General features: G+C 58.5%; 16 protein-coding genes. 12 read left to right on the top strand and 4 right to left on the bottom strand.

The window, feature by feature from the left end:
- The first annotated feature begins 64 nt into the window (after positions 1-64).
- Complete coding sequence (locus P0D52_RS01540) at positions 65-997, top strand: acyl-CoA desaturase (protein ID WP_394693687.1); 933 nt, start codon at positions 65-67, stop codon at positions 995-997.
- Here P0D52_RS01540 and P0D52_RS01545 read toward each other — a convergent pair.
- On the bottom strand, positions 994-3,246 hold the full coding sequence (locus tag P0D52_RS01545; protein ID WP_394693688.1) for a PAS domain S-box protein: 2,253 nt from the start codon (positions 3,244-3,246) through the stop codon (positions 994-996). The two genes, P0D52_RS01540 and P0D52_RS01545, sit on opposite strands and share 4 nt — an antisense overlap.
- A 148-nt stretch (positions 3,247-3,394) precedes the next feature.
- On the opposite strand from P0D52_RS01545, the gene P0D52_RS01550 reads away from it, so the two are divergent.
- From P0D52_RS01550 to P0D52_RS01565, 4 genes are all read left to right on the top strand, one after another.
- Positions 3,395-5,254: a dipeptide ABC transporter ATP-binding protein gene (locus P0D52_RS01550; protein WP_394693689.1), complete on the top strand. Its 1,860-nt coding sequence runs from the start codon at positions 3,395-3,397 to the stop codon at positions 5,252-5,254.
- A gap of 94 nt (positions 5,255-5,348) precedes the next feature.
- Positions 5,349-8,201, top strand: coding sequence for a M16 family metallopeptidase (locus tag P0D52_RS01555; protein WP_394693690.1), 2,853 nt, complete (start codon positions 5,349-5,351; stop codon positions 8,199-8,201).
- Positions 8,202-8,307: 106 nt separating this feature from the next.
- A complete protein-coding gene (locus tag P0D52_RS01560; protein ID WP_394693691.1) occupies positions 8,308-8,817 on the top strand; it encodes an SRPBCC domain-containing protein in 510 nt (169 codons plus the stop codon).
- A gap of 46 nt (positions 8,818-8,863) precedes the next feature.
- Positions 8,864-9,490: an FKBP-type peptidyl-prolyl cis-trans isomerase gene (locus P0D52_RS01565; RefSeq protein ID WP_394693692.1), complete on the top strand. Its 627-nt coding sequence runs from the start codon at positions 8,864-8,866 to the stop codon at positions 9,488-9,490.
- Here P0D52_RS01565 and P0D52_RS01570 read toward each other — a convergent pair.
- Entirely contained in the window at positions 9,487-10,971 is a 1,485-nt protein-coding gene (locus P0D52_RS01570) for a pilus assembly protein TadG-related protein (RefSeq protein WP_394693693.1), read from the bottom strand. The two genes, P0D52_RS01565 and P0D52_RS01570, sit on opposite strands and share 4 nt — an antisense overlap.
- A 107-nt stretch (positions 10,972-11,078) precedes the next feature.
- Positions 11,079-12,626 carry a pilus assembly protein TadG-related protein gene (locus tag P0D52_RS01575; protein WP_394693694.1) on the bottom strand — a complete coding sequence of 516 codons (1,548 nt, stop codon included), beginning with the start codon at positions 12,624-12,626 and terminating at the stop codon, positions 11,079-11,081.
- 126 nt (positions 12,627-12,752) lie between these two features.
- Here P0D52_RS01575 and argE point away from each other — a divergent pair, with 126 nt between their 5' ends.
- Positions 12,753-13,916: an acetylornithine deacetylase gene (gene argE / locus P0D52_RS01580; protein WP_394693695.1), complete on the top strand. Its 1,164-nt coding sequence runs from the start codon at positions 12,753-12,755 to the stop codon at positions 13,914-13,916.
- Between the two features lie 6 nt (positions 13,917-13,922).
- Complete coding sequence (locus P0D52_RS01585) at positions 13,923-14,609, top strand: sulfotransferase (protein WP_394693696.1); 687 nt, start codon at positions 13,923-13,925, stop codon at positions 14,607-14,609.
- Here P0D52_RS01585 and P0D52_RS01590 read toward each other — a convergent pair.
- Positions 14,606-15,811, bottom strand: coding sequence for an NAD-dependent epimerase/dehydratase family protein (locus P0D52_RS01590; protein ID WP_394693697.1), 1,206 nt, complete (start codon positions 15,809-15,811; stop codon positions 14,606-14,608). The genes P0D52_RS01585 and P0D52_RS01590 overlap by 4 nt on opposite strands.
- A gap of 142 nt (positions 15,812-15,953) precedes the next feature.
- Here P0D52_RS01590 and rfbC point away from each other — a divergent pair, with 142 nt between their 5' ends.
- From rfbC to P0D52_RS01615, 5 genes are all read left to right on the top strand, one after another.
- Positions 15,954-16,517 carry a dTDP-4-dehydrorhamnose 3,5-epimerase gene (gene rfbC / locus P0D52_RS01595; protein ID WP_394694812.1) on the top strand — a complete coding sequence of 188 codons (564 nt, stop codon included), beginning with the start codon at positions 15,954-15,956 and terminating at the stop codon, positions 16,515-16,517.
- The gene (gene rfbD, locus P0D52_RS01600) at positions 16,514-17,380 is read left to right on the top strand and encodes a dTDP-4-dehydrorhamnose reductase (RefSeq protein ID WP_394693698.1); all 867 of its coding nucleotides are present in this window, start codon (positions 16,514-16,516) and stop codon (positions 17,378-17,380) included. The genes rfbC and rfbD overlap by 4 nt, the downstream gene beginning before the upstream one ends.
- A gap of 78 nt (positions 17,381-17,458) precedes the next feature.
- Positions 17,459-18,472: a type I glyceraldehyde-3-phosphate dehydrogenase gene (gene gap, locus P0D52_RS01605; protein ID WP_394693699.1), complete on the top strand. Its 1,014-nt coding sequence runs from the start codon at positions 17,459-17,461 to the stop codon at positions 18,470-18,472.
- A gap of 21 nt (positions 18,473-18,493) precedes the next feature.
- Positions 18,494-19,684 carry a phosphoglycerate kinase gene (locus P0D52_RS01610; protein ID WP_394693700.1) on the top strand — a complete coding sequence of 397 codons (1,191 nt, stop codon included), beginning with the start codon at positions 18,494-18,496 and terminating at the stop codon, positions 19,682-19,684.
- A gap of 42 nt (positions 19,685-19,726) precedes the next feature.
- On the top strand, positions 19,727-20,755 hold the full coding sequence (locus P0D52_RS01615) for a class I fructose-bisphosphate aldolase (protein WP_394693701.1): 1,029 nt from the start codon (positions 19,727-19,729) through the stop codon (positions 20,753-20,755).
- The last annotated feature ends 288 nt before the right edge of the window (positions 20,756-21,043 follow it).

A 21,043-nucleotide genomic window follows, 5' to 3' on the forward strand; every position in this document is an offset into this window, starting at 1 on the left:
CATTCTGCACCACATCACTGAACGGCGTGACACCCACGCGACACATGTCTGGAAGGTAAAGTGCATGACACCTGATGAATCCATCATCGCGCGTTCCGAAGCGATCCTTAAGAACTGGCGCACGCTGGACTGGGCCAGCGTCTTTTCCGCTATTATCTATCCGGCGCTGGGCATCACGGCACTGTTGACCGCCGTGATTGTCGGGCTCGCTCTGGAGAGCGTCGCCATTCACTGGTGGTATGCGCCGCTGGCGATTGTGACGATCGCCGCCGCAGTATTCATCTGCAATATGGGTATCGGCCCGCTCCACCGGGTTCTCCAGCACAGGGCGGGGCAGCTCGCTGTGCCGGCACAAATCATGGTGATGATCAATTGCATCATCGCGATGCAGGGACGCATGAAGGATTGGGTGAATTATCACACCCAGCACCACCACTGGGCCGACCGCGCCGGTGACCCGCACAATCCGCATGAAAGCAAGCTCTGGGCTTGGGTGGGCTGGCTGATGTGGCGTGATGAAGCGGATCTGGAACGCCCGACAGCGCGCTGGCTGGAGCGCTATTCAGTTGTACGTTTTCACGACAAGCATTTTCTGTGGCTCTATCTCATCGCGCACCTGCTGGTGCCGCTCGCTGCCTATGCAATCACCTGGGCGCTGGGTGGTCCGCTGATCCTGATCGCGATTCTTCATGCGTCGCTGGTGATCGGGCGCGGCCTGCAATTCCATGCGACCACGCTTGGCGTGAATGTGTTCGGGCATCTGAATACACCCAAATGGTTCGATTATGTGCTGGCTTTCCTGACCGGTGGCGAAGCCCTCCACGGTCACCATCACGACTTCCCGCGCAGCGCCTTGCATTTGCCAAAGCGGGGCATCTGGAACCGCATTGTCGATTATAACGGCACAGCATTGTTGATCATGAACAAGCTGAAGCTGGCAAAAGACTTGAAAATTGCGCCGCAATTTCTGCCCGCGCCAGTGCCGGTGAGAAGCTAGGCGACGCTTTGCTGCGCTGAATGGCGCGGCAAGAATATTGTGAATGTCGTTCCTTTTTGCGGCCGGGTATCCACGGATATCCGGCCGTTTTGCCGATCCACAGCCTGTCGGACGATGGCGAGCCCGATGCCGGCGCCCTCGTATTCGCCTCGCGGATGCAAGCGCCGGAAGGGCTCAAACACCTGATTGGTGAATTTGGGATCAAACCCGATGCCATTGTCGGAGAGTGTTACCGTCCAGCCGCCCGGCTCATCCACCATCCGGATTCGAATGTCGGGGGCCTGCTCGGAGTGATACTTGATACTGTTGGAAATCAGGTTCTGCAGGATCTGGTTTAACAAAAACCGATCGGCATGAATTGTATCGCTTCCAGAGATTGTGATGGTTGTGCCGCTCTGGGTTATGGACGTGGACAAACGCGCCTTGATGTCCGTGATGAGCGCGACAAGAGACAGGCGCTCCGGCTTCATGGGCCGGATTTCGAGTTGCGAATATTCCAGCACGTCATCAATCAGTTTCTGCATCCGCGCGGCGGCATCCGACAGAAGGTCAAGATACTGAACGCCGTCAGAATCGAGCTGCCCGGCATGCCGGCTGGCCAGAATTCCCGCAAAAGCGGTGACCTTTCGCAACGGTTCCTGCAAATCATGTGACGCAATGGTCGCAAACCGGTCGAGTTCCCGATTGGATCGTTCAAGGTCCCGATAGGCCCGCCGCAACTGGGTAACATCGGTAATCACACCATAGCCAACACGCTCGCCTGTGCCCGAGCGGGTTTCAAGATAGGCGTTCATCAGCCCGTCTATGACCTCGCCATTTTTCTTCTTGAACTCCAGCGCCACATTTCTGGCCTGTCCATTTTTCATGAAGTCCGGCAAGGCGAAATTCTCGGCATAAATTCTTGATTCATCTGTTAGAAATGTGCTGAACGGCTTTCCAACAACCTCGTCACGCACATAGCCCATATGGCTAAGCCAATAGGCGCTTACGTCTCTGACAATGCCGTTCTCATCGATCTGATGCAGCATGGCCGGCGTGTTCCGGAAGATGGTTTCGAAGCGGTTTCTCTCAGCTTCAAGATTTTTGCGCAGGGCAACGGTCTCGGTCTCATCCTTGATGATTCCGTTCGCCACAAGCCCAAGGCCGTCTTCCGATTGCCGTGTTACGCCGCCGATGGATCGTATCCATCGCCATTGTCCGGCTTTGTCCCTGAGGCGATAGAGCACGTCCACTGAATTCGAACGGCCTTCAGCCATCGCCGCGGTTTGCCGAATGACTTCGCCGACGTCAGCCCGGTGCAGCAAGGAGCACCAATAGGCGCCGGTGAATTCTTCATTCTCCGTTTCAAGATTGACCAGCCGTGCGAGTGGGCCGCTCAAACGGCACGTATTCTCGACCAGATCAAACCGCCAGGCCGCCAGGTCGGCGGCTTCCAAAGCGGAATCGAGATATTGTTCGGTCTCGGTCGTCCTTTCTTCCAGCGCCTTGCGCTCGGTGATATCGGCAAAGGTTCCGGCGGCGACGAGCGGCGTTCCATCGGGTGCCCGTCTGATCACGCGTCCGGTATCCTTTGCAAAAATCAAAGTCCCGTCCGGTCGCTCGAATGTCAGAAACGTCTGTGCCTGTCCCGAATCCAGGAGGTCCTGCACAAACTGATTGCAGGCAGTGACACCTGCCTCTGTGAGGCGCTGTTTCCATTCGTTGAGGGAAAGCCGCCCCTTTTTTTCCTTGATACCGAAAATGTTGTGTGCGGCTGGGCCGGCCAGTTCAATCTCGTTTGTCACGAGGTCCATCCGCCAGGCGGTATCATGGACGGATTCCAGTGCGTCCCGGAATAACTGTTCCGTTTCTTCCGCCAGCCCGGTGCGATTCACCGTTTCGGTGATGTCCCTGATAATGCCAATGAAACCAGCATAGCCACCTTGGTTGTCTGCGAAAACGGCCGCCTTGGTTTCGCCGATGATTTCCTGCCCGGATTTTGATCTGTAGATTGCATAATAGATATCGTCGGGTGGCTGTCCGCTCAACCGGGTGAGTTCAGCGGCAATTTCCTCAAATTGCGCGCTATCTCGGTACAGGCCTTCTGTGGTGTGCCCGATGACCTCGCCGGGCTCATAGCCGAACATTTTCGTAAAGCCAGGATTGACGAACTGGACGTGCCTGTCCTTGTCGACGACAATGACGGCATTGGTCGTGTGCCGATAAAGAGCCTCGAGAACGGCCGTGTGAAAATCCTGATCTTGCGGCATTCAGCCTCCCGAATCACAGCTCAGGATACGAAATCCCCACCAATTCGTAACCATATTCGCATTGCTGTTACCCGCCTGATGTGAAGGCTGGCCAAAACAGTCGTGGGCTCTATCCTCACTTTGTTGGCCAAACCAAGGATGACCCCGCGTGACACAACAGCCCAGCACTGGTTCCAGCCCCATTCTTTCGGTTGAAGATCTGGCAATTACTTTCTCTACGCCCGACGGTGCCGTCGAGGCCGTGAAAGGGATCAATCTTCACATCAATCCGGGTGAATGCCTCGCCGTTGTGGGCGAATCCGGATCGGGCAAGAGTCAGACGTTTTTGTCGGCGATGGGCTTGCTGGCCTCGAACGGCCGGGCAACCGGGTCGATCAAGTATCGCGGGACAGAGATTCTCAATCTGCGGCCCGGGAAGCTCAACAATATCCGCGGAAAGTCGATGACGATGATTTTTCAGGACCCGCTGACATCGCTGACGCCGCATATGCGCGTCGGCGACCAGATGCGCGAAGTTCTGAAAAAGCACATGCGCCTTCAGGGTGAAGCTGCGGACAAGCGCGCGCTCGATTGGCTCGAACGGGTCCGGATTCCAGAAGCTAAAAGCCGCCTCAAGCAATACCCGCATGAATTGTCCGGTGGCATGCGCCAACGCGTCATGATCGCCATGTCCATGCTCTGCGAGCCTGACCTTCTGATCGCGGACGAACCGACAACGGCGCTGGATGTGACGGTTCAGGCCCAGGTTTTGGACATCATGGACGATCTGAAACGCGAAACCGGAGCCGCGATCGCCCTTATCACCCACGATATGGGTGTGGTGGCGCGGATGGCGGATCGCGTCGAAGTGATGCGACATGGCGTTTATGTTGAAAGTGGATCCGTCGATCAGATCTTCAACAAGCCGGAAAACGAATACACACAGATGTTGCTGGATGCGATGCCGCGCATCGACCAGCCTGACAAGCTGGGCCATGTCGCCCTGCCTTCCTATACAGAGATCAAGGGTTCCGAGCCCCTGCTCGCCATTGATGACGTCAAGGTGCATTTTCCGATCACGGTCGGGGGCGGCCTGTTTCCCAAACGCAAGCCGTTGAAAGCAGTCGATGGCGTGAGCTTCGACCTTCGCAAGGGTGAAACGCTGGGTGTTGTGGGCGAATCCGGTTGCGGAAAATCGACGCTGGCCCGTGCCGTTTTGCAACTGGTGCCAACGACAGCGGGTTCCGTGGCCTGGCTGGGCCGCGACCTGACGTCGATCAGCAAAGGCAGCCTGCGCAAGACACGCCGGGATTTGCAGATCGTTTTTCAGGACCCGCTGGCATCGCTTGATCCGCGCATGACGATTGGCGCGTCAATTGCCGAGCCGCTTCTGACCTATGAGACGCGCCTCAATCGATCTCAAAGACAGGACCGCGTGCGCGCCATGATGGAGAAGGTCGGTCTCGACCCCGACATGATCAATCGCTATCCGCATGAATTGTCCGGTGGGCAGAACCAGCGGGTGGGCATTGCCCGCGCCATGATCCTGAGCCCGAAACTGGTTATTTGCGACGAAGCCGTGTCTGCGCTGGACGTGTCCATCCAGGCCCAGATCATCAAATTGCTGATCGATCTTCAAAAAGAGATGGATTTGTCGATGATCTTCATCTCACACGATCTCTCTGTCGTGCGGGAAGTTTCGCATCGCGTGATGGTGCTTTATCTCGGGCGTGTGGTGGAGCTGGCCGATCGCGAAGCGATTTATGATGATGCTCGCCATCCCTATACACAGGCTCTGATTTCTGCCGTCCCGATCCCGGACCCCGCCGTTGAAAAGTCGCGCGAGCGGCTGAAACTTGAGGGCGATTTGCCGTCTCCGATGGACCCGCGGGCCCAATTGCGCTTCCTCAAGTCGAAGCTGGTGGATGAGGCAGGGGTCGAGCAATATCGACCGCAGCTGGAAGAAGTTTCGCCCGGACATTTTGTGGCGGAACACGATCCAATCGAGACTGTCCTCGCGAGCGATTAGGCGCGCCGTCAATCTGACCTATTGTTCACTAAGTGATTTGGCGCCGGACCTGTAGGGTGCGGCGCTCAAAGTCTGTTTTCAAGAAGGATCGACCATGTTTCCAGATATTCGCGTTCTGCGCAGACCGGTAACGGCACTTGCTGTCGGCTTCGCCATGGCCCTGGCCCCGCTTGCGGTTGCCCATGCCGTGCAAGGTGAAGGGTTCGCGCAGGATCGAAGCGATATCCCGGCGGACCCGGCGATCCGCTATGGCCAGCTGGACAATGGTCTGCGCTATGCCATTTTGCAAAATGACACACCGCCCAATACCGCCTCCATTCGCATGGCCTTCAATGTCGGCTCCATGGTAGAAGACGACGACCAGCGCGGTTTGGCGCACTTCATCGAGCACATGGCCTTCAACGGGTCTGAAAATGTCCCGGAAGGTGAAATGGTCGCCTTGCTGGAGCGATACGGCTTGCAGTTCGGGCCGGACACAAATGCGGGCACCAATCGCGAATACGTCGTCTATCAGCTCGACATGCCCGAAGTCGATGATGAGACCATCGACACCGGTCTTTTCATCATGCGGGAAACCGCGTCGAATCTGACGCTGGATATCGGGGCGATTGATCGCGAGCGCGATGTCATCCTGTCCGAAGAACGCGTGCGGAATACGCCGGTGCGCCGCTGGAGCAATGCTCTGATGGAGTTCCGCTATCCGGGCTCTCTCGTGGCGCAACGCGATGCCATTGGCATTCCCGAAGTGATCCGGACCGCACCGCGGGAAGCTTTCGCCCGCTATTACGATGAATTCTACCGGCCAGACCGGGCAATGCTCGTCATTGTCGGTGATATTGATGTCGACAGGGTCGAAGCTGAAATCGCGTCGGTCTATTCAGATTGGACTGCATCGGAAGATCCGGCAGAGCCGCCCGTGGCAGGCTCGGTTGATCCTGAACGTGGTTTTGATACCGGGTATTTCCATGACCCGGACTTTTTCACTGTCCTGACCGTTGAATCGGTTCAGCCTGATACAATTGAAGACGATACAACAGCCCGTCGTTTTGACGGCCTTCTGGATTCGCTTGCGACCGGCATTGTGTCGCGCCGCATGTCGACCATCATCAGCTCGGGAACCTCACCGCTATTGCAAGGCGGTGCCAGTTACTCGACCGCAGAATACGGCTTTGCGGCGCGCGCCAATATTCTGGCAGTCGCGCAGCCGGAACGCTGGGAAGAGGGGCTGGCCGTCGTCGAACAGGAATTGCGCCGTGCCCTCGAGCATGGCTTTACGCAATCGGAACTTGATGAACAGCTGACCAATCTGCGCACCGCGCTGGAAACGTCTGTGGAGCAGGCCGATACGCGGGCCTCATCTTCCCTTTCCGACGCGATATGGAGCAGTTGGCGGTTCAATCAGGTTTTCGGACACCCGTCTGACGCCCTCGCGCGTTTCAATGGCTATGAGGACGACATCACACTCGAGGCGGTGAATGCCGCTTTCCGCGAGCAGTGGTCCGGCAATGGTCCGTTGGTGTTTCTCGCAACCTCCCTTGAAATCGACGACGCCGAAAGCCGTATCGCGGAGGTCTGGAATGAAAGTGCCCAAATCGCTGTTGACGCCATGGAGGATGTCGAAATTGCGGCCTGGGCTTATGAAGACTTCGGAACGCCCGGGGAGGTCGTCGAGCGGACAGAAATCGAAGATCTGGGCGTGACCCGTCTGGTGTTCGACAATGGCGTTCGCGTCTCTCTCAAGCAGACCGATTTCGAGAATGATGTCATCCGGATGAACATGACCTTTGGCCGGGGCGACCTTGAACCCCGCAATGAAGCAGTTGTCGATACGGTGGCCAGCAGTGTCTTCACGTCCGGTGGACTTGAAGCGCATTCATTCGATGATCTTGGACGTATTCTGGCGGGACGGAATGTCGGTGGAAACTTCAGCGTCAGTGCGGGCTCTTTCAGCATGTCCGGCTCAACCACGCCCGACGATTTGCTGCTGCAATTCCAGTTGTTTGCCGCCTATATGACGGCCCCGGGCTATCGCTCGGAAAGCTTGGCCCAATTCCGGGCCAGCCTGCCGGAGTTGCGTCGCAATCTCGGCTCGACCCCGGGCGGCGTTCGCACACGGGATATTTCACGCATGCTGCGGTCCGGTGATCAACGCTTCGGATTCCCGACCCAGGCGGAAGCGGACGAGGTCGATCTTGATGATGTCCGGGCATTCCTGACGCCGGCACTTGAAAGCGCACCCATTGAAATCACGGTCGTTGGTGATTTTGAGGAGCAGGCTGTCATTGACGCCATAGCTGCCACCATTGGTGCCCTGCCGGAGCGTGCGGATGACTGGCCGGACTACGACGAGAACCGTATTCTGGAATTCCCGGAGCCAACAGAGACCCCGATTGTCCTGACCCATAATGGCGGTGACGATCAGGCTCTGGTGAATGTCTATTGGCCCACGACAGATGACAGCGATGTTCACGTGTCGCGCACCATTCGTCTGATGCGTGCGGTTCTTGCCTTGAAGCTGACGGAGCGGCTGCGCGAAGGCGAAGCTTTCACCTATTCGGCATCATCCTCGAATGTCGAAAGCTTCTATCACCCGGATTACGGCTATCTCTATGTCGGTGCCGACATCCGGGTCGAAAACATTGACCCGGTTTACGAAGCGATCGGTCTGATTGCCGCCGACATGGCCAATGGCGAGATTACGGATGACGAGATGCTGCGCGCACGCCGTCCGCTTCTCGAACAGATCCAGAATGCTTTTGAAAGCAATGGCGTCTGGTTGGGCTGGCTGTCGCAGTCGTTTGAATACCCCGAGCGCCTCGACCGGATCCGGACCATCACGGATGATTATTCCGACATTACGCTGGAAGAGATCATCGAGGTCGCCCGGACCTATCTGTCCGACGACACGGCCTATCGGGTCACCGTTGTGCCGGCGAGCGCCGAATAGCGCAGTGGTCCGGTTCGGATCGTTTTCCGCGGAACAAGAAATACCTCGCCGCCAATTCAGGAATGTCCTAGCGTTGGCGGCGAGGATTTTGGCACGGAGGACTTCCATGAACCGGATTTGGCTGGTTGCGATCTTTTGCTGCGCTTTGTCATTTGGCACCGCGCAGGCAACGGACCGGATCATCGTTTCGTCTGTCGAGGTGGAAGCCAGTCCAGCGGATATTTGGGACTTGTGGACTACGGAAGAGGGGCTCACCTTTTTCGCACCCGCTTCCAACATCGAATTGCGGCCCGGTGGCAGCTATGAGGTCTATTTCCTGCCGGAAGCGCCTGCGGGGCAACGCGGGTCCGAAGGCACGACTATCCTCGGTTTTCAGACCGAACGCATGCTGAACGTGACGTGGGCCTTGCCGCCCTACATGCCCGAGGTTCGGCCGCATCTGACTTCGCTGACCATCGAGATCATTCCTGTGTCAGACAGGCTGACCAATGTGACGATTACCCACATTGGATGGGGCGAGGGCGGTCAGTGGGATGACGCCTTTGCCTATTTTCAGCAGAATTGGCCGATGGTGCTGACGGCCATGTCGGAAGCATTGACCCCCGTCGCCGAATAGGTTGGCATGACGCCAAATCATTTTCATTTCTGACCGGGAGTTTGTCATGCGTCTTGCTGCTCTTTCATCGATTGCCCTTCTGGCGGCCTGTACCAGCGCCCCGGCGGAGCCGCCAGTTCCGGCAGATTCATCCGATGCGCTATCGGTCGTGGCGGCCGCGCGCCAGTGTGATCCAGCCGATTTTGAAGGCATGGATATGCCGGATATCGGCCGCCCTCAATTTGAGGGCAATCCGTCGCTAGCTGACCGCAATCAGCTGGAAGGCGAACTCTATATCGAGCGCATGAATTTGCAGCCTTGTGTATACGCCTTGCCGTCGGGGCTCCACTTCCGGATTTTGCGGGCGATGACGGATGAAACCTTGCCTAGCCCGGAAGCGAGCGAAATGGTGATCGCCAATTACGAGATTCGGCCTGCCGAAGGCGAGATCATGCAGTCGTCCTTCGCGACAGGCGAGCCATTACGAGGAAGTGTGGGACGTTTCATCCCGGCTTGGAACGAGGCTTTGACCTTGATGCGGCCCGGTGAAGAGTGGGAATTATTTGTTCCATCCGCGCTCGGCTACGGCGCAAGGGGAATTCCGGGCAGCCCGATCGGTCCCAATCAGGCGCTCTATTTTCGGATGGAACTGATTTGCCTGCCCGGACGTGACGACGGCGGATGCGAGGCCTAGCGCGAGAGCCGTAGATTGGTGAGATCACCGGCGATCAGTTCGAATGCATTGCGCAGAGCCTCATTCGACGGGCTGTCGAAATAGAGGCTGGGATGTGAGGCGCAATCGCGCATCATGTCCCGCGTCGATGTTGAATTGACCTGGAAGGTAATCGTGTAGACGCGGATGCCCTGTTCGCGCGCGTACGCACACGCCGCTGCGGTCCTCTCGTCGAGCGCATTGCCAAGCGCCCATGAGCTGGAGGTGACAAGTCCGAGACGTCCTTCGCGGATATAGCCATATCCGGAATAGTCCGAGTAATTGATATTGCCGCGTCCGTTGATGACGTTTTCACCGTCCGTCAGGATGACCATGGCCTTGATGTTTTCGTCATCATCGTAGGCATTGCCCTCGGTGAAGGGCTCCTGTGGTGACAGGACACGCACGCCCCAACTGATGCCGATAGGAATATTCGTCGTCCCGCTGGCGATCATATCGTCCACTGCGGCGTCAATAACGGACCGGCTCTGGGTCAATGGTGTGATCGGGCGCGCCGTGCAGCCCCAGTTCGAGGCCGCGCCGGACGGGTTCACTCCGGCATATTTGTAGGCGTTCATCAGTCGGAAAAGCTGGTTGGAGCTGCCAGTCCCGTCTGACATGTAACTATTGCTGTAGCCGGAATAATAGGACGGTTCATCGGGCGCGAAATACGGCAGGAAGAGCGTATCCGGATCGGACGGCGATGGCGGGACGTCCTCGATGTCGAGCGGGATGTCCCGAGCCTCCACGCACCCGTCCCAGCTTTCATACTGCATGGAGTCAATAACATCCCAGCGATTGGCATCGGGATAGAAATTGTTCGAATGATTAGGGGCAATCCCGTCGGGATCGAGCCACCAGGCGCGCTCATGCTCCGTGCCCACATTGACGGTGGAGGAGAATGGTACGAGTCCGATTTCCAGCATGTCAGGATCATCGGCATTATCATGCAGGATATCGGTCAACATGTGAGCAGCGTCGCGCAAGGCGCTGATCTTGGAGCCTGACATGGAGCCGGTATTGTCCAGCACCATGACGAGCTCGAGTGCTGTGCGCGCACGCCTTACCTCGGTTTCCCATTCTACCGTCAAATGCTCGATACCGACCAGGCCCAGAAAAGCGGTTTGAACCTGAGACGTGCCAGTGACGGTTACAATATTGCTGGTCTCGTCGATATTGACACTGATCGGCCCGAGGTCTCCGAATTCATATTCAGGATAATTTGCAGCGACCATCGCCTGAGCCAGAGCAATGGCATCTTCTGCGAGAAGGTTCGGAGAGGAACCAACGGCCAATGCGGCGGCATCGAGCGATTCCGCCAGTCTTGCTCGCGCATTAATCGCCATGTTGAAGTCGACAGCACCGCCGCCCATGACGACAATCGGTACCAGCATCAGCGAAAAGAGCATGGCCACATTGCCATGGTTATCTTGTGCAAAGGATCGAAGCCAAGTGCGGCGCATTCCGGCATTTCCTCATTCCAGCCGGGGAGAGGAATCCGCAAAAATGAACCCCGTGCACGGACTTCCGGTGCACGAGGTTAAAAATGGGTCGCGGGATCGCTTCTGATTTAGCGCGAAATGCGCAGGTTTGCGAGATCGCCAGCTATAACTTCAAAGGCGCTCTCGAGGGCTTCATTCGACGGGCTGTCGAAATAAAGGCTCGGATGAGACGCGCAGTCTTCCATCATCCGGCGGGTCGAGGACGAGTTGACCTGAAAGGTTATGGTATAGACCCGAATGCCCTGATCGCGCGCATAGCGGCAAGCGGCCAGCGTGCGCTCATCAAGCGCCTCGGAGAGCCTGTTGCTCGAAGAGGTCCGGATGCCGAGGCGGCCGTCTGCGATATAGCCGTAGGCATTATAGCGCGACATGAATGCTGAATTATGGCCGCTGAGTACATTCTCGCCATCAGTCAGGATGACCATCGCCTTAATCGTTTCCCGGTCACCGTATTCGGTGCCTTCCGTGAACGGCTCTTGCGGTGACAGCAGGCGAATGCCCCAGCCGATTCCATTTGGAATATTCGTATTGCCGCTGGCCCCCATGGCGGAGATGGCATCGTCGACCGTGCGGCGATTACTGGTCATCGGCGTTACCGGGGTCGTGGTGCAGCCATTATTTGGCCCGCCTCCAGAAGGACGCCCATCATCGTATTTCGTCAAATTCATCAGCCGTTCGTGAATCCCACCGCCCGTGTCATCATCGAGATAGTCATTCCGGAAATTCGAGATATCCGGTTCGTCCGGTGCGAAAAAGGGTAGAAACAGCGTTTCAGGGTTGGACCGGTTGGGCGCCACATCCTCAATGTCGAGAGGAACGGCGCGGGCTTCGACACAGCCCGCCCAGCTGGTATTGCGCAGCTGGTCAAAGAGTTCCCATGCATTCGGTGTGATGGTTTCCGTGGTGCACGTCCGCCGACGGCGCCGGCCCGTACAGGTTTCGATTTCCTGGGTGCCGCCTGCCCATTGCGCATGCAGCGGACTTTCGGCGTTCGGATCCAGCCACCAGGCCCGTTCATATTGGGTGCCGACATTCACCGTCGCGGCGAACGGGACCAGTCCGATCCGGACATCTTCCGGCTCTTGCGCGCCGCTATAAAGAATATCGGTCAGCAAATGCGCGGCGTCGCGCAGCGACCGGATTTTTGATCCGCCCATGGAGCCGGTATTGTCGAGAACCATGACGAGCTCGAGATTCTGCTGGGCGCGGCGAACTTCGCTGGTCCAGTCGACAGTGATGTAGTCCATGCCCATCAGGCCGAGGAGCGTTGTTTCAACGCGCGATTGACCGGAAATCCGGACTATGCCGTTTTCATCATCAATGCTGATAGCGACGGAGTGAACGTTGCCTATCTCGCGTGCCGGATAGTTGGCAGCAATGTAATCCATGGCCATCTGTTCGGCGGCTTGCCGGGAAATATTGGGTTGGGAGCCGACGGCGAGCGCGGCGGCATCCAGTGCTTCCGCAAGGCGTCCACGCGCATTCATGGCTTGCGCAAAATCGACAGCACCCCCGCCCATGACCGATATCGGCATCAGGGCAATCGCGAATATCGTCGCAACATTCCCGCTCGTTGACCGAAGAAAGCGCCGCAGCTTTGAATAAATTCCACCCATCGGAACAGGCCTTTGTTTACCATTCAAGAGCGAAGAATGGCCGAAATCTCTTAAAATCGCGTGGAAAGAGAGGGTTTCCCGGACGTTAATGCCGGGCTAGTCAGACATTCCCTGAAGGAAAAGCCCGTGACCGACCCAGTTCTCGATTCCGTTAAAGCCTGCCTGGCCGATCTGATCGGCATTGCCACGGTGTCCCGCGATAGCAATCTGAAGCTCATCGACTATGTCGAATCACGCCTCGGCGCGCTTGGCGCGAGGTGCGAGCGCACCGCCGATGCTTCTGGCACAAAGGCGAATTTACATGCCATTCTCGGGCCAGCAGTCGATGGCGGCGTCGTGCTTTCCGGCCATACCGATGTTGTGCCCGTGGATGGGCAGGACTGGTCGACCGACCCCTTCGTGATGACTGAAGCTGATGGCCGCCTTTTCGGCCGCGGCACCTGCGATATGAAGGGCTTTATCGCCTGCTGTCTGGTGATGGCGGAACGTTATGCCCTGATGGAGCTCAAGCGCCCGGTCCATTTTGCATTTTCCTATGATGAGGAAGTGGGGTGTCTGGGGGCGCCGGACATGATCCGCGAAATGACGGCAGGCGGGCCACAGCCGCGCATCGCCATCATCGGAGAGCCGACGGGCATGAAAGTCGTGACCGGTCATAAGGGGCTCTATTCCGTACGCGTGGACATCGAAGGGCTTGAGGCGCACTCGTCCAAGGTCGAGGACGGGGCCTGCGCGGTGACCCATGCTGTCCCGCTGATGCAATATCTGGTCGATCAGGCTGAGATCTGGCGATCCAATGCGCCTGCGGACAGCCCGTTTGACCCGCCTTATGGCACGATCACAATTGGTCAGATGGAAGGCGGGACGGCGACGAACATTCTCGCCCGCCGCGCCTGGTTTGAAAGTCTGATGCGTCCGGCGCCCTGGGACGATGCGCGTGCCGTCGGGGAAGGTTTGCGCGCGCACGCCGCTCAGGTGCAGGCTCAGATGCGTCGCTACGCCCCCGATGCGCGCATCGATGTGATCCAGCGCTCGGATGCGCCGCCGCTTCGGCCCGAGGAGAATGGCCCGGCAGAAGAGCTGGCGCGACGCCTGACAGGTGATAATGCCAAGCGCTATGTGTCTTTCGGGACGGAAGCCGGGCAATTCCAGTCGGCCGGGCTGTCGACGGTGGTCTGTGGGCCGGGATTTATTGAACAGGCCCATAAGCCGGACGAATTTGTCGATATCAGCCAGCTCGAAGCCTGTATCGTTTTTCTGAACCGCCTGTCTGACTGGCTGACCGAGTAATACGCCATGTATGAACGCTCTGAACCGCTACATGTCCTCAATCCGCCGCAACAAGGCGAAGGGAGGGGCATATTTGTTTTCGGTGCGCCGCGCGGCGGCACGTCCATGGTGGCGGGTGCCTTGCGCATTCTCGGCGTGGATATGGGGGCGCGCCAAGGCGTCGGAAATAACGAGGATCTCGATATTCAGGAGGCCCGGGGCGGGGTGGCGGAGCTTGGCGACCCGGCGTCAGACGTTTTTCAGGCCGCCGTCTCCCGAATGCGCCCGGTGATAGAGAAGCGCGCGGCGTCCGGCTCATCATGGGGCTGGAAGGACCCGCATGGTGCGCTCTATGCGGCGCAGGTTCAGGACTTGCTGCCGAAACCGCGCATTATCTGCGTCCTGCGTGACCCACAGGCGGCCGCCCAACGTGTGAGCCTGCTGACGGAAAAGCCGGTTTTGACGGCACTTGAGGAAACCCTGACGCTGTATCAGCGCGGCCTGACATATTTGACCGGGTGTGACTTGCCAGCGGCATTGGTCAGTTACGAAAAGTCTCTGGTGCGGCCTGAACGGTTTGTCGAGCAAGTGATCGACTTTTGCGGGCTAACGCCGTCGCAATCGGTCGTCGATGAAGCGATTGCGTTCTGCTATCCGGAGCGCGGCCATGGCAGCCCGAATGATCCGGGCTGGCCGCGGCAAGGTGCGCTTTAGGAAACCGCCTTCAGAGTCGTATCGGTCTGAGCGGCTTCGCGGTCCTTGTTCCAATAGGAAACAGAGGGCACTTTCGAGCGATCACAACGGTCGGCGTATTTACGCGCAATCTCGGTGACCTCATCCATTAAGCCCTCTTCCAGCGTGATCGGGTTCAGGCCGAGCTTCAGGAAGGTTTCATTCTCGACGTGCAGCTCGTTCTCGTCTGCTTCGTTGCGCGGATTAGGCATATTGGCGATTTCGGCGCCGGTTTTGCTGGCAATCATGTCGGCCAGCTCGCGTACGCGGTGCGTTTCCGTCATCTGGTTCATGATATGCACACGCTCGCCCGGCTTCGGACGATTGGTCAGGGCCAGTTCGATACAATGCACTGTGTCCTGAATATGAATGAAGGCGCGGGTCTGTCCGCCTGTGCCATGCACTGTCAGCGGGTGGCCGATCGCCGCCTGCATCAGAAAGCGATTGAGCACGGTGCCGTAATCACCATCATAATCGAACCGGTTGATCAGGCGCTCATCCTTGCGGGTTTCTTCGGTCTGAGTGCCCCATACGATCCCCTGGTGGAGATCGGTAATCTTCATTCCGTCATTCTTGTTGTAGAAATGGAAGAAGAGCGCATCCTGCGTCTTGGTCATGTGATAGATGGAGCCGGGATTGGCCGGATACAGGATTTCCGTGTCGATCAGGCCGAGCGGCGTTTCCACTTTCACGTTGAGATAGCCTTCCGGAATTTTCATTCCGGCCGTGCCGTATCCATATACGCCCATCGTGCCGAGGTGGACGAGGTGAATGTCGAGGCCGGAATCCACGATGGCTGCGAGAACATCATTGGTGGCGTTCAGATTATTGTCGACCGTATAGCGTTTGTGACGCGCGGATTTCATTGAGTAGGGTGCCGCGCGCTGTTCGGCGAAATGCACGATGGAGTCCGGCTTCTCGGACAGGATCAGATCGAGCAATTCCTGATAATCCTTGCCGACATTCAGATCGACAAAGCGGATATCCTTGCCGGAGACTTCTTTCCATGCGGCCAGGCGAACGCTCATGGGCTGGATAGGCGTCAGCGAGTCGACTTCCAGTTCGATGTCGATCTTGCGACGCGAAAGATTGTCGACGATGACAACCTCATGGCCTTTGTTGGAAAGGTGTAGGGCTGTAGGCCAACCGCAAAAACCGTCGCCGCCGAGAACGATCACCTTCATAATGGACACCTGCGCTGTATTAATAATTCCGGATTGGCGAGCCTTCTCGCAAGGGATGCGCCTGATGACAAGGCTTTGCTGCTCTAAACAAGCAGGTAGAATAATGTCAGTCGCGCACCAACAGGAGCCGCAATTGCCAGAAATAGAACGCTTCGGGCCGTTTGACGACGCCTTTCTGATCGAGCCCAAGCGGTTTGGAGACGAGCGTGGCTGGTTTGAAGAAGCCTGGAATGAAGCACGCTTTCAGGCACTTGTAGGGACTGCGCCGCGGTTTGTTCAGGACAATGCCTCGCGGTCAAAGGCTCCTGGAACGGTGCGGGGCTTGCATTTTCAGTCTCCGCCCATGGCGCAGGGCAAGCTGGTTCGCTGTCCGCGCGGCGCGATTTATGATGTCGTTGTCGATATTCGCCATGGCTCGCCGACCTTTGGGCAATGGGCGGGGGCAACCTTGACCGAAGAAAATGGCCGCCAGCTCTGGGTTCCACGGGGCTTTGCGCACGGTTTTGTAACGATGGAGGCGGATAGCGAGATCGCTTACAAAGTCGACAATCCGTATTCGGCCGAACATGACGGCGGGATATTCTGGAACGACCCCGCGATTGGAATCCGCTGGCCGTTTGATACGGATGCCGCAGTGACATCTGACAAAGACCGTATTGCGCCAAGGCTCGCGGACCTTCCCGAACTTTTCCGGTTTGAATCATGAAAGTCCTTGTGATCGGCTCCAGCGGTCAGGTGGCGACGGCGCTTGCCCGGCAGGCGGGTTCGCATGAAGTGATCCGGCTGGGCCGACCGCAGTTTGATCTGGCCGACCCGAAAGGGATCGCGGACCTGGTCGGGCAGATCGCACCTGATGCCATCATCAATGCGGCCGCTTACACTGCCGTCGACAAGGCCGAGGCGGAGATCGCAGCGGCCCGCGCCCTCAACGAGACCGGGCCGGCAGCATTGGCGCGGTCTGCCGCGGTGCTGGGTGTGCCCTTCATTCATATCTCCACCGACTATGTCTTCAACGGACTGGGTGGCGCGCCCTATTTGGAAGCGGCCGAGGTGTCTCCCCTCAATGTTTACGGCCAGACCAAGGCCGATGGTGAGCAGGCCGTGCTCGCGATAAATCCCTCGGCGCTGATCGTACGCACCAGCTGGGTGTATGCGCCAGGGGGCAGAAATTTCGTCCGCACGATGCTGCGTCTGGCTGCCGAGCGCGATGCGTTGAAAGTGGTGGATGACCAGATTGGCCGCCCCACGGAAGCCAATGCTTTGGCGGCTGCCTTGCTGACGCTGGGCGAACATTTGCGAAGCGGCGCGCCCGGCGGATTATTGCATGTCGCCAATACCGGCGAAGCCAGCTGGAAGGATCTGGCGCAGGCCGCCATCTCCGGAGCCGGGCTTTCATCGCGCGTGTCCGGCATACCGACCAGCGAATACCCAACCCCGGCCAGACGTCCGGGAGATACGCGTCTCGATCTGACGCGAGCGAAATCGGACTATGGCATTATCCTGCCCGACTGGCAGGAATCGCTGGAAAGATGCCTTGAAATGATGGGTGTGAGTGGACGCCGCGCGTAAGAGCGGGTAAACGGCGCGCGACTCTGTTTCAGGCGGGCCTGCGGGGCCCGCGCCTATCCGCATCGAGAGGAATTTCGCATGGCTGTTCGGGTTGCTATTACGGGTTTTGGCCGCATTGGTCGTCTGGCTTTGCGCGCGGTTCTTGAGGAGCAGCGCTGGGGCGAGATCGAAGTTGTCGCCATCAACGATTCGTCCACACCGGAAACCAACGCTCACCTTCTGACCTATGACAGCGTGCATGGCCGCTATCCGGGCAAGATCACGGTCGGGGATGACTGGATTGATGCCGGTTTTGGCAAGATCCAGAAGGTCTCCAACCGCGACCCGTCGCAATTGCCCTGGGGTGATATGGGTGTTGATCTGGTGCTGGAATGCACGGGCAAGTTCAATTCCAAGGAAGCTTCGATGGCGCACATCGAGGGTTCGGGCGCAAAAAAAGTGCTGTGCTCGGCACCTGCCAAGAATGCGGACAAGACCATCGTCTATGGTGTGAACCACGATCAATTGTCTGCCGATGATCTGGTGGTTTCGAATGCCTCCTGCACCACGAATGGCCTCGCGCCGGTCGCCAAGGTGCTGAACGACGCCGTCGGTATCGAGCGCGGTCACGTCACCACGATCCACGCCTATACCGGCGATCAGCCTACACTGGATCGCAATCACAAGGATCTGCACCGCGCGCGTGCGGCGGCCATGTCCATGGTGCCGACCTCGACGGGTGCAGCGAAAGCTGTGGGCCTCGTCCTGCCGGAACTGGCGGGCAAGCTGGACGGTGCGGCGGTGCGCGTTCCGACGCCGAATGTTTCCCTGATCGACATGGTCTTCGCGCCGTCGAAGGAAACCAGCGCCGAAGAGATCAACGCTGCGATCCGCGCGGCAGCCGACGGCCCGATGAAGGGCATTCTTGGCTATGACGACATTCCGCTCGTCTCGATCGACTATAATCACGACAGCCGCTCTTCCATTGTGGCCATCGACAAGACCAATGTCATCGATGGCCGTCTGGCGCGAGTCATGACCTGGTATGATAATGAGTGGGGCTTTGCCTGCCGTATGATCGATACGGCAGTTGCCATGGGCAAGTTTATCTAATCGGCAGTGACGGGACACGTTATGAGATTGCGCCGGATTGAAGACGCGGATGTGAACGGCAAGCGGGTTCTGGTCCGCGTCGATTTCAACGTGCCGATGAAGGATGGCATTGTCACCGATGCCACCCGCCTGATGTCGGCCATGCCGACCATCACCCATCTGAAATCGGCCGGAGCGAAAATCATTCTGCTGGCGCATTTCGGCCGGCCGAAAGGCCAGCGCGTGGCAGATGCGTCTCTGATGCCGGTGGTTGCGCCGCTGGCGGACATGATCGCGGCACCGGTCGAGTTTGCCGGGGACTGCATCGGTCCGGCGGCCGAAGTTGCGGTTTCGGCGCTGAAACGGGGCCGCGTCCTTTTGCTGGAAAACACGCGGTTTCACGCCGGCGAGGAAAAGAATGATCCCGCCTTTGCCGCCGAGCTGGCGAAGCTGGGCGATATCTATGTGAATGATGCCTTTTCGGCGGCGCATCGTGCGCACGGCTCCACGGCCGGTGTGGCGGAATTGCTGCCCGCCTATGCGGGGCTCGCCATGCAGCGGGAGCTGGATCATCTGGGCCAGGCCCTGCGCGATCCCAAACGCCCGGTCATTGCGATTGTGGGCGGGGCGAAAGTCTCGACCAAGATTGCGCTTCTGGAAAACCTGGTCACCAAGGTCGACAAGCTGTTTGTCGGCGGGGCGATGGCGAATACGTTTCTGGCGGCCCAGGGCCATGATGTTGGCAAGAGCCTCTTCGAAGCCGATTTTGCCGACACGGCCCGCGCGATCATGGAGGCTGCCCGCAAGCATGGCTGCGAGATGATCCTGCCGGTCGATCTGGTCTGCGCGCGCGAATTTGCGCCCCATCCGGACACGCTGACCGTGCCGGTCGATGCGATCCCTGCCGACATGATGGCGCTGGATTGCGGCCCGGCGACGGTGGATGCGCTGGCCGATACCATTGATGCCTGCAAGACGCTGATCTGGAATGGTCCGCTGGGCGCGTTCGAAACGCCGCCGTTTGACACCTCCACGGTGGAAGCGGCCAAATATGCGGGACAGCGCGCGCGGGAAAACAATCTGATTGCGGTCGCCGGTGGCGGCGATACCGTCGCGGCGCTCAACCAGGCCGGGGCGTCGGGCGATTTCACCTTCATTTCCACTGCGGGCGGCGCGTTCCTGGAATGGATGGAAGGCAAAACACTTCCGGGCGTGGAAGCCGTTACCGATTAACGCTAGACTTCGAAAAATTTCTGATCTGCTGGGGACAAGACGATGGATCTCGAACAACTCAACGAAATCGCCAACCAGATGGTGGCACATGGCAAGGGCATTCTGGCGGCGGACGAATCCACCGGCACGATCAAAAAGCGCTTTGACACGATCGGGCTGACCTCGACCGAGGACAGCCGCCGCGACTGGCGCGAAATGCTGTTCCGCACCCAGCCGGCGATGAATGAGTATATCTCCGGCGTCATCCTCTATGATGAAACCCTGCGCCAGAAAGCCGCCGATGGCACGCCGCTGGCCAAGCTGATTTCCGATGCCGGCGCGGTGCCGGGCATCAAGGTTGATCTGGGCGCCAAGGATCTGGCCGGTGCGCCGGGCGAGAAAATCACCGAAGGCCTCGATGGTCTGCGCGACCGCCTGAACGAGTATTACGAACTCGGCGCCCGCTTTGCGAAATGGCGCGCCGTGATCGAGATGGGCCGCGATGGTGATGACAGCATTCCCTCGCCCTATTGCGTGGATGTGAACATGCACGCCCTCGCGCGCTATGCCGCCCTGTGTCAGGAAGCGGGCATTGTGCCGATTGTCGAGCCGGAAGTCCTGATGGATGGCGATCACACGATCGAGCGCTGTTATGAAGTCACCGAATATGCGCTGAAGAAGCTCTTCGATGAACTCTATGCGCAAGGTGTTCAGCTCGAAGGCATTATCCTCAAGCCGAATATGATCATCGCCGGCAAGAAGTGCCCCGAACAGGCGAGCGTCGAGGACGTGGCCGATCTGACGGTCCAGTGCCTGTCCAATTGCGTACCGTCGGCGGTGCCGGGCATTGCCTTCCTGTCGGGCGGGCAGTCGGACGAGGAAGCCACCGCGCATCTCAACGCCATGAATGCGGCGTATGATCTGCCCTGGGCGCTGACCTTTTCCTATGGCCGCGCGCTGCAGGCTGCGCCGCTGAAAGCCTGGAATGGCAAGGATGCCGAGGCTGGACAAAAGGCATTCAATCACCGCGCCCGCATGAATGGCCTGGCCTCCATCGGGGAGTGGACACCGGAGCTGGAACAGCAGGGCTGATATCCATGGCGCTGGCCGGAGGCATGAAATCCATGCCCTCCGGCTGGCGTGGATAGTTTTGCGGGGATAGCGATTTTCGTCTCCTACTACTACGACTGCGGCAAATCCGGCCTGTGCCGGGCGTAAAGCCCTGTGCGGCAAGGCGTGGCCGGTCAACGGCATGCCTCCGGCGAGCCTCCAGTTTGTCTCCAGTTCATCTCCGGTTTTCTCCGATTGTCTCCGACTGTCTCCGACCGCTTTAGGGGCATAAGGCGCGCCGCACCGGTCAGGATGGCGGCGCGGCGGCAC

This window comes from Hyphobacterium sp., from assembly GCF_043584775.1.
GTDB lineage: Bacteria > Pseudomonadota > Alphaproteobacteria > Caulobacterales > Maricaulaceae > Hyphobacterium.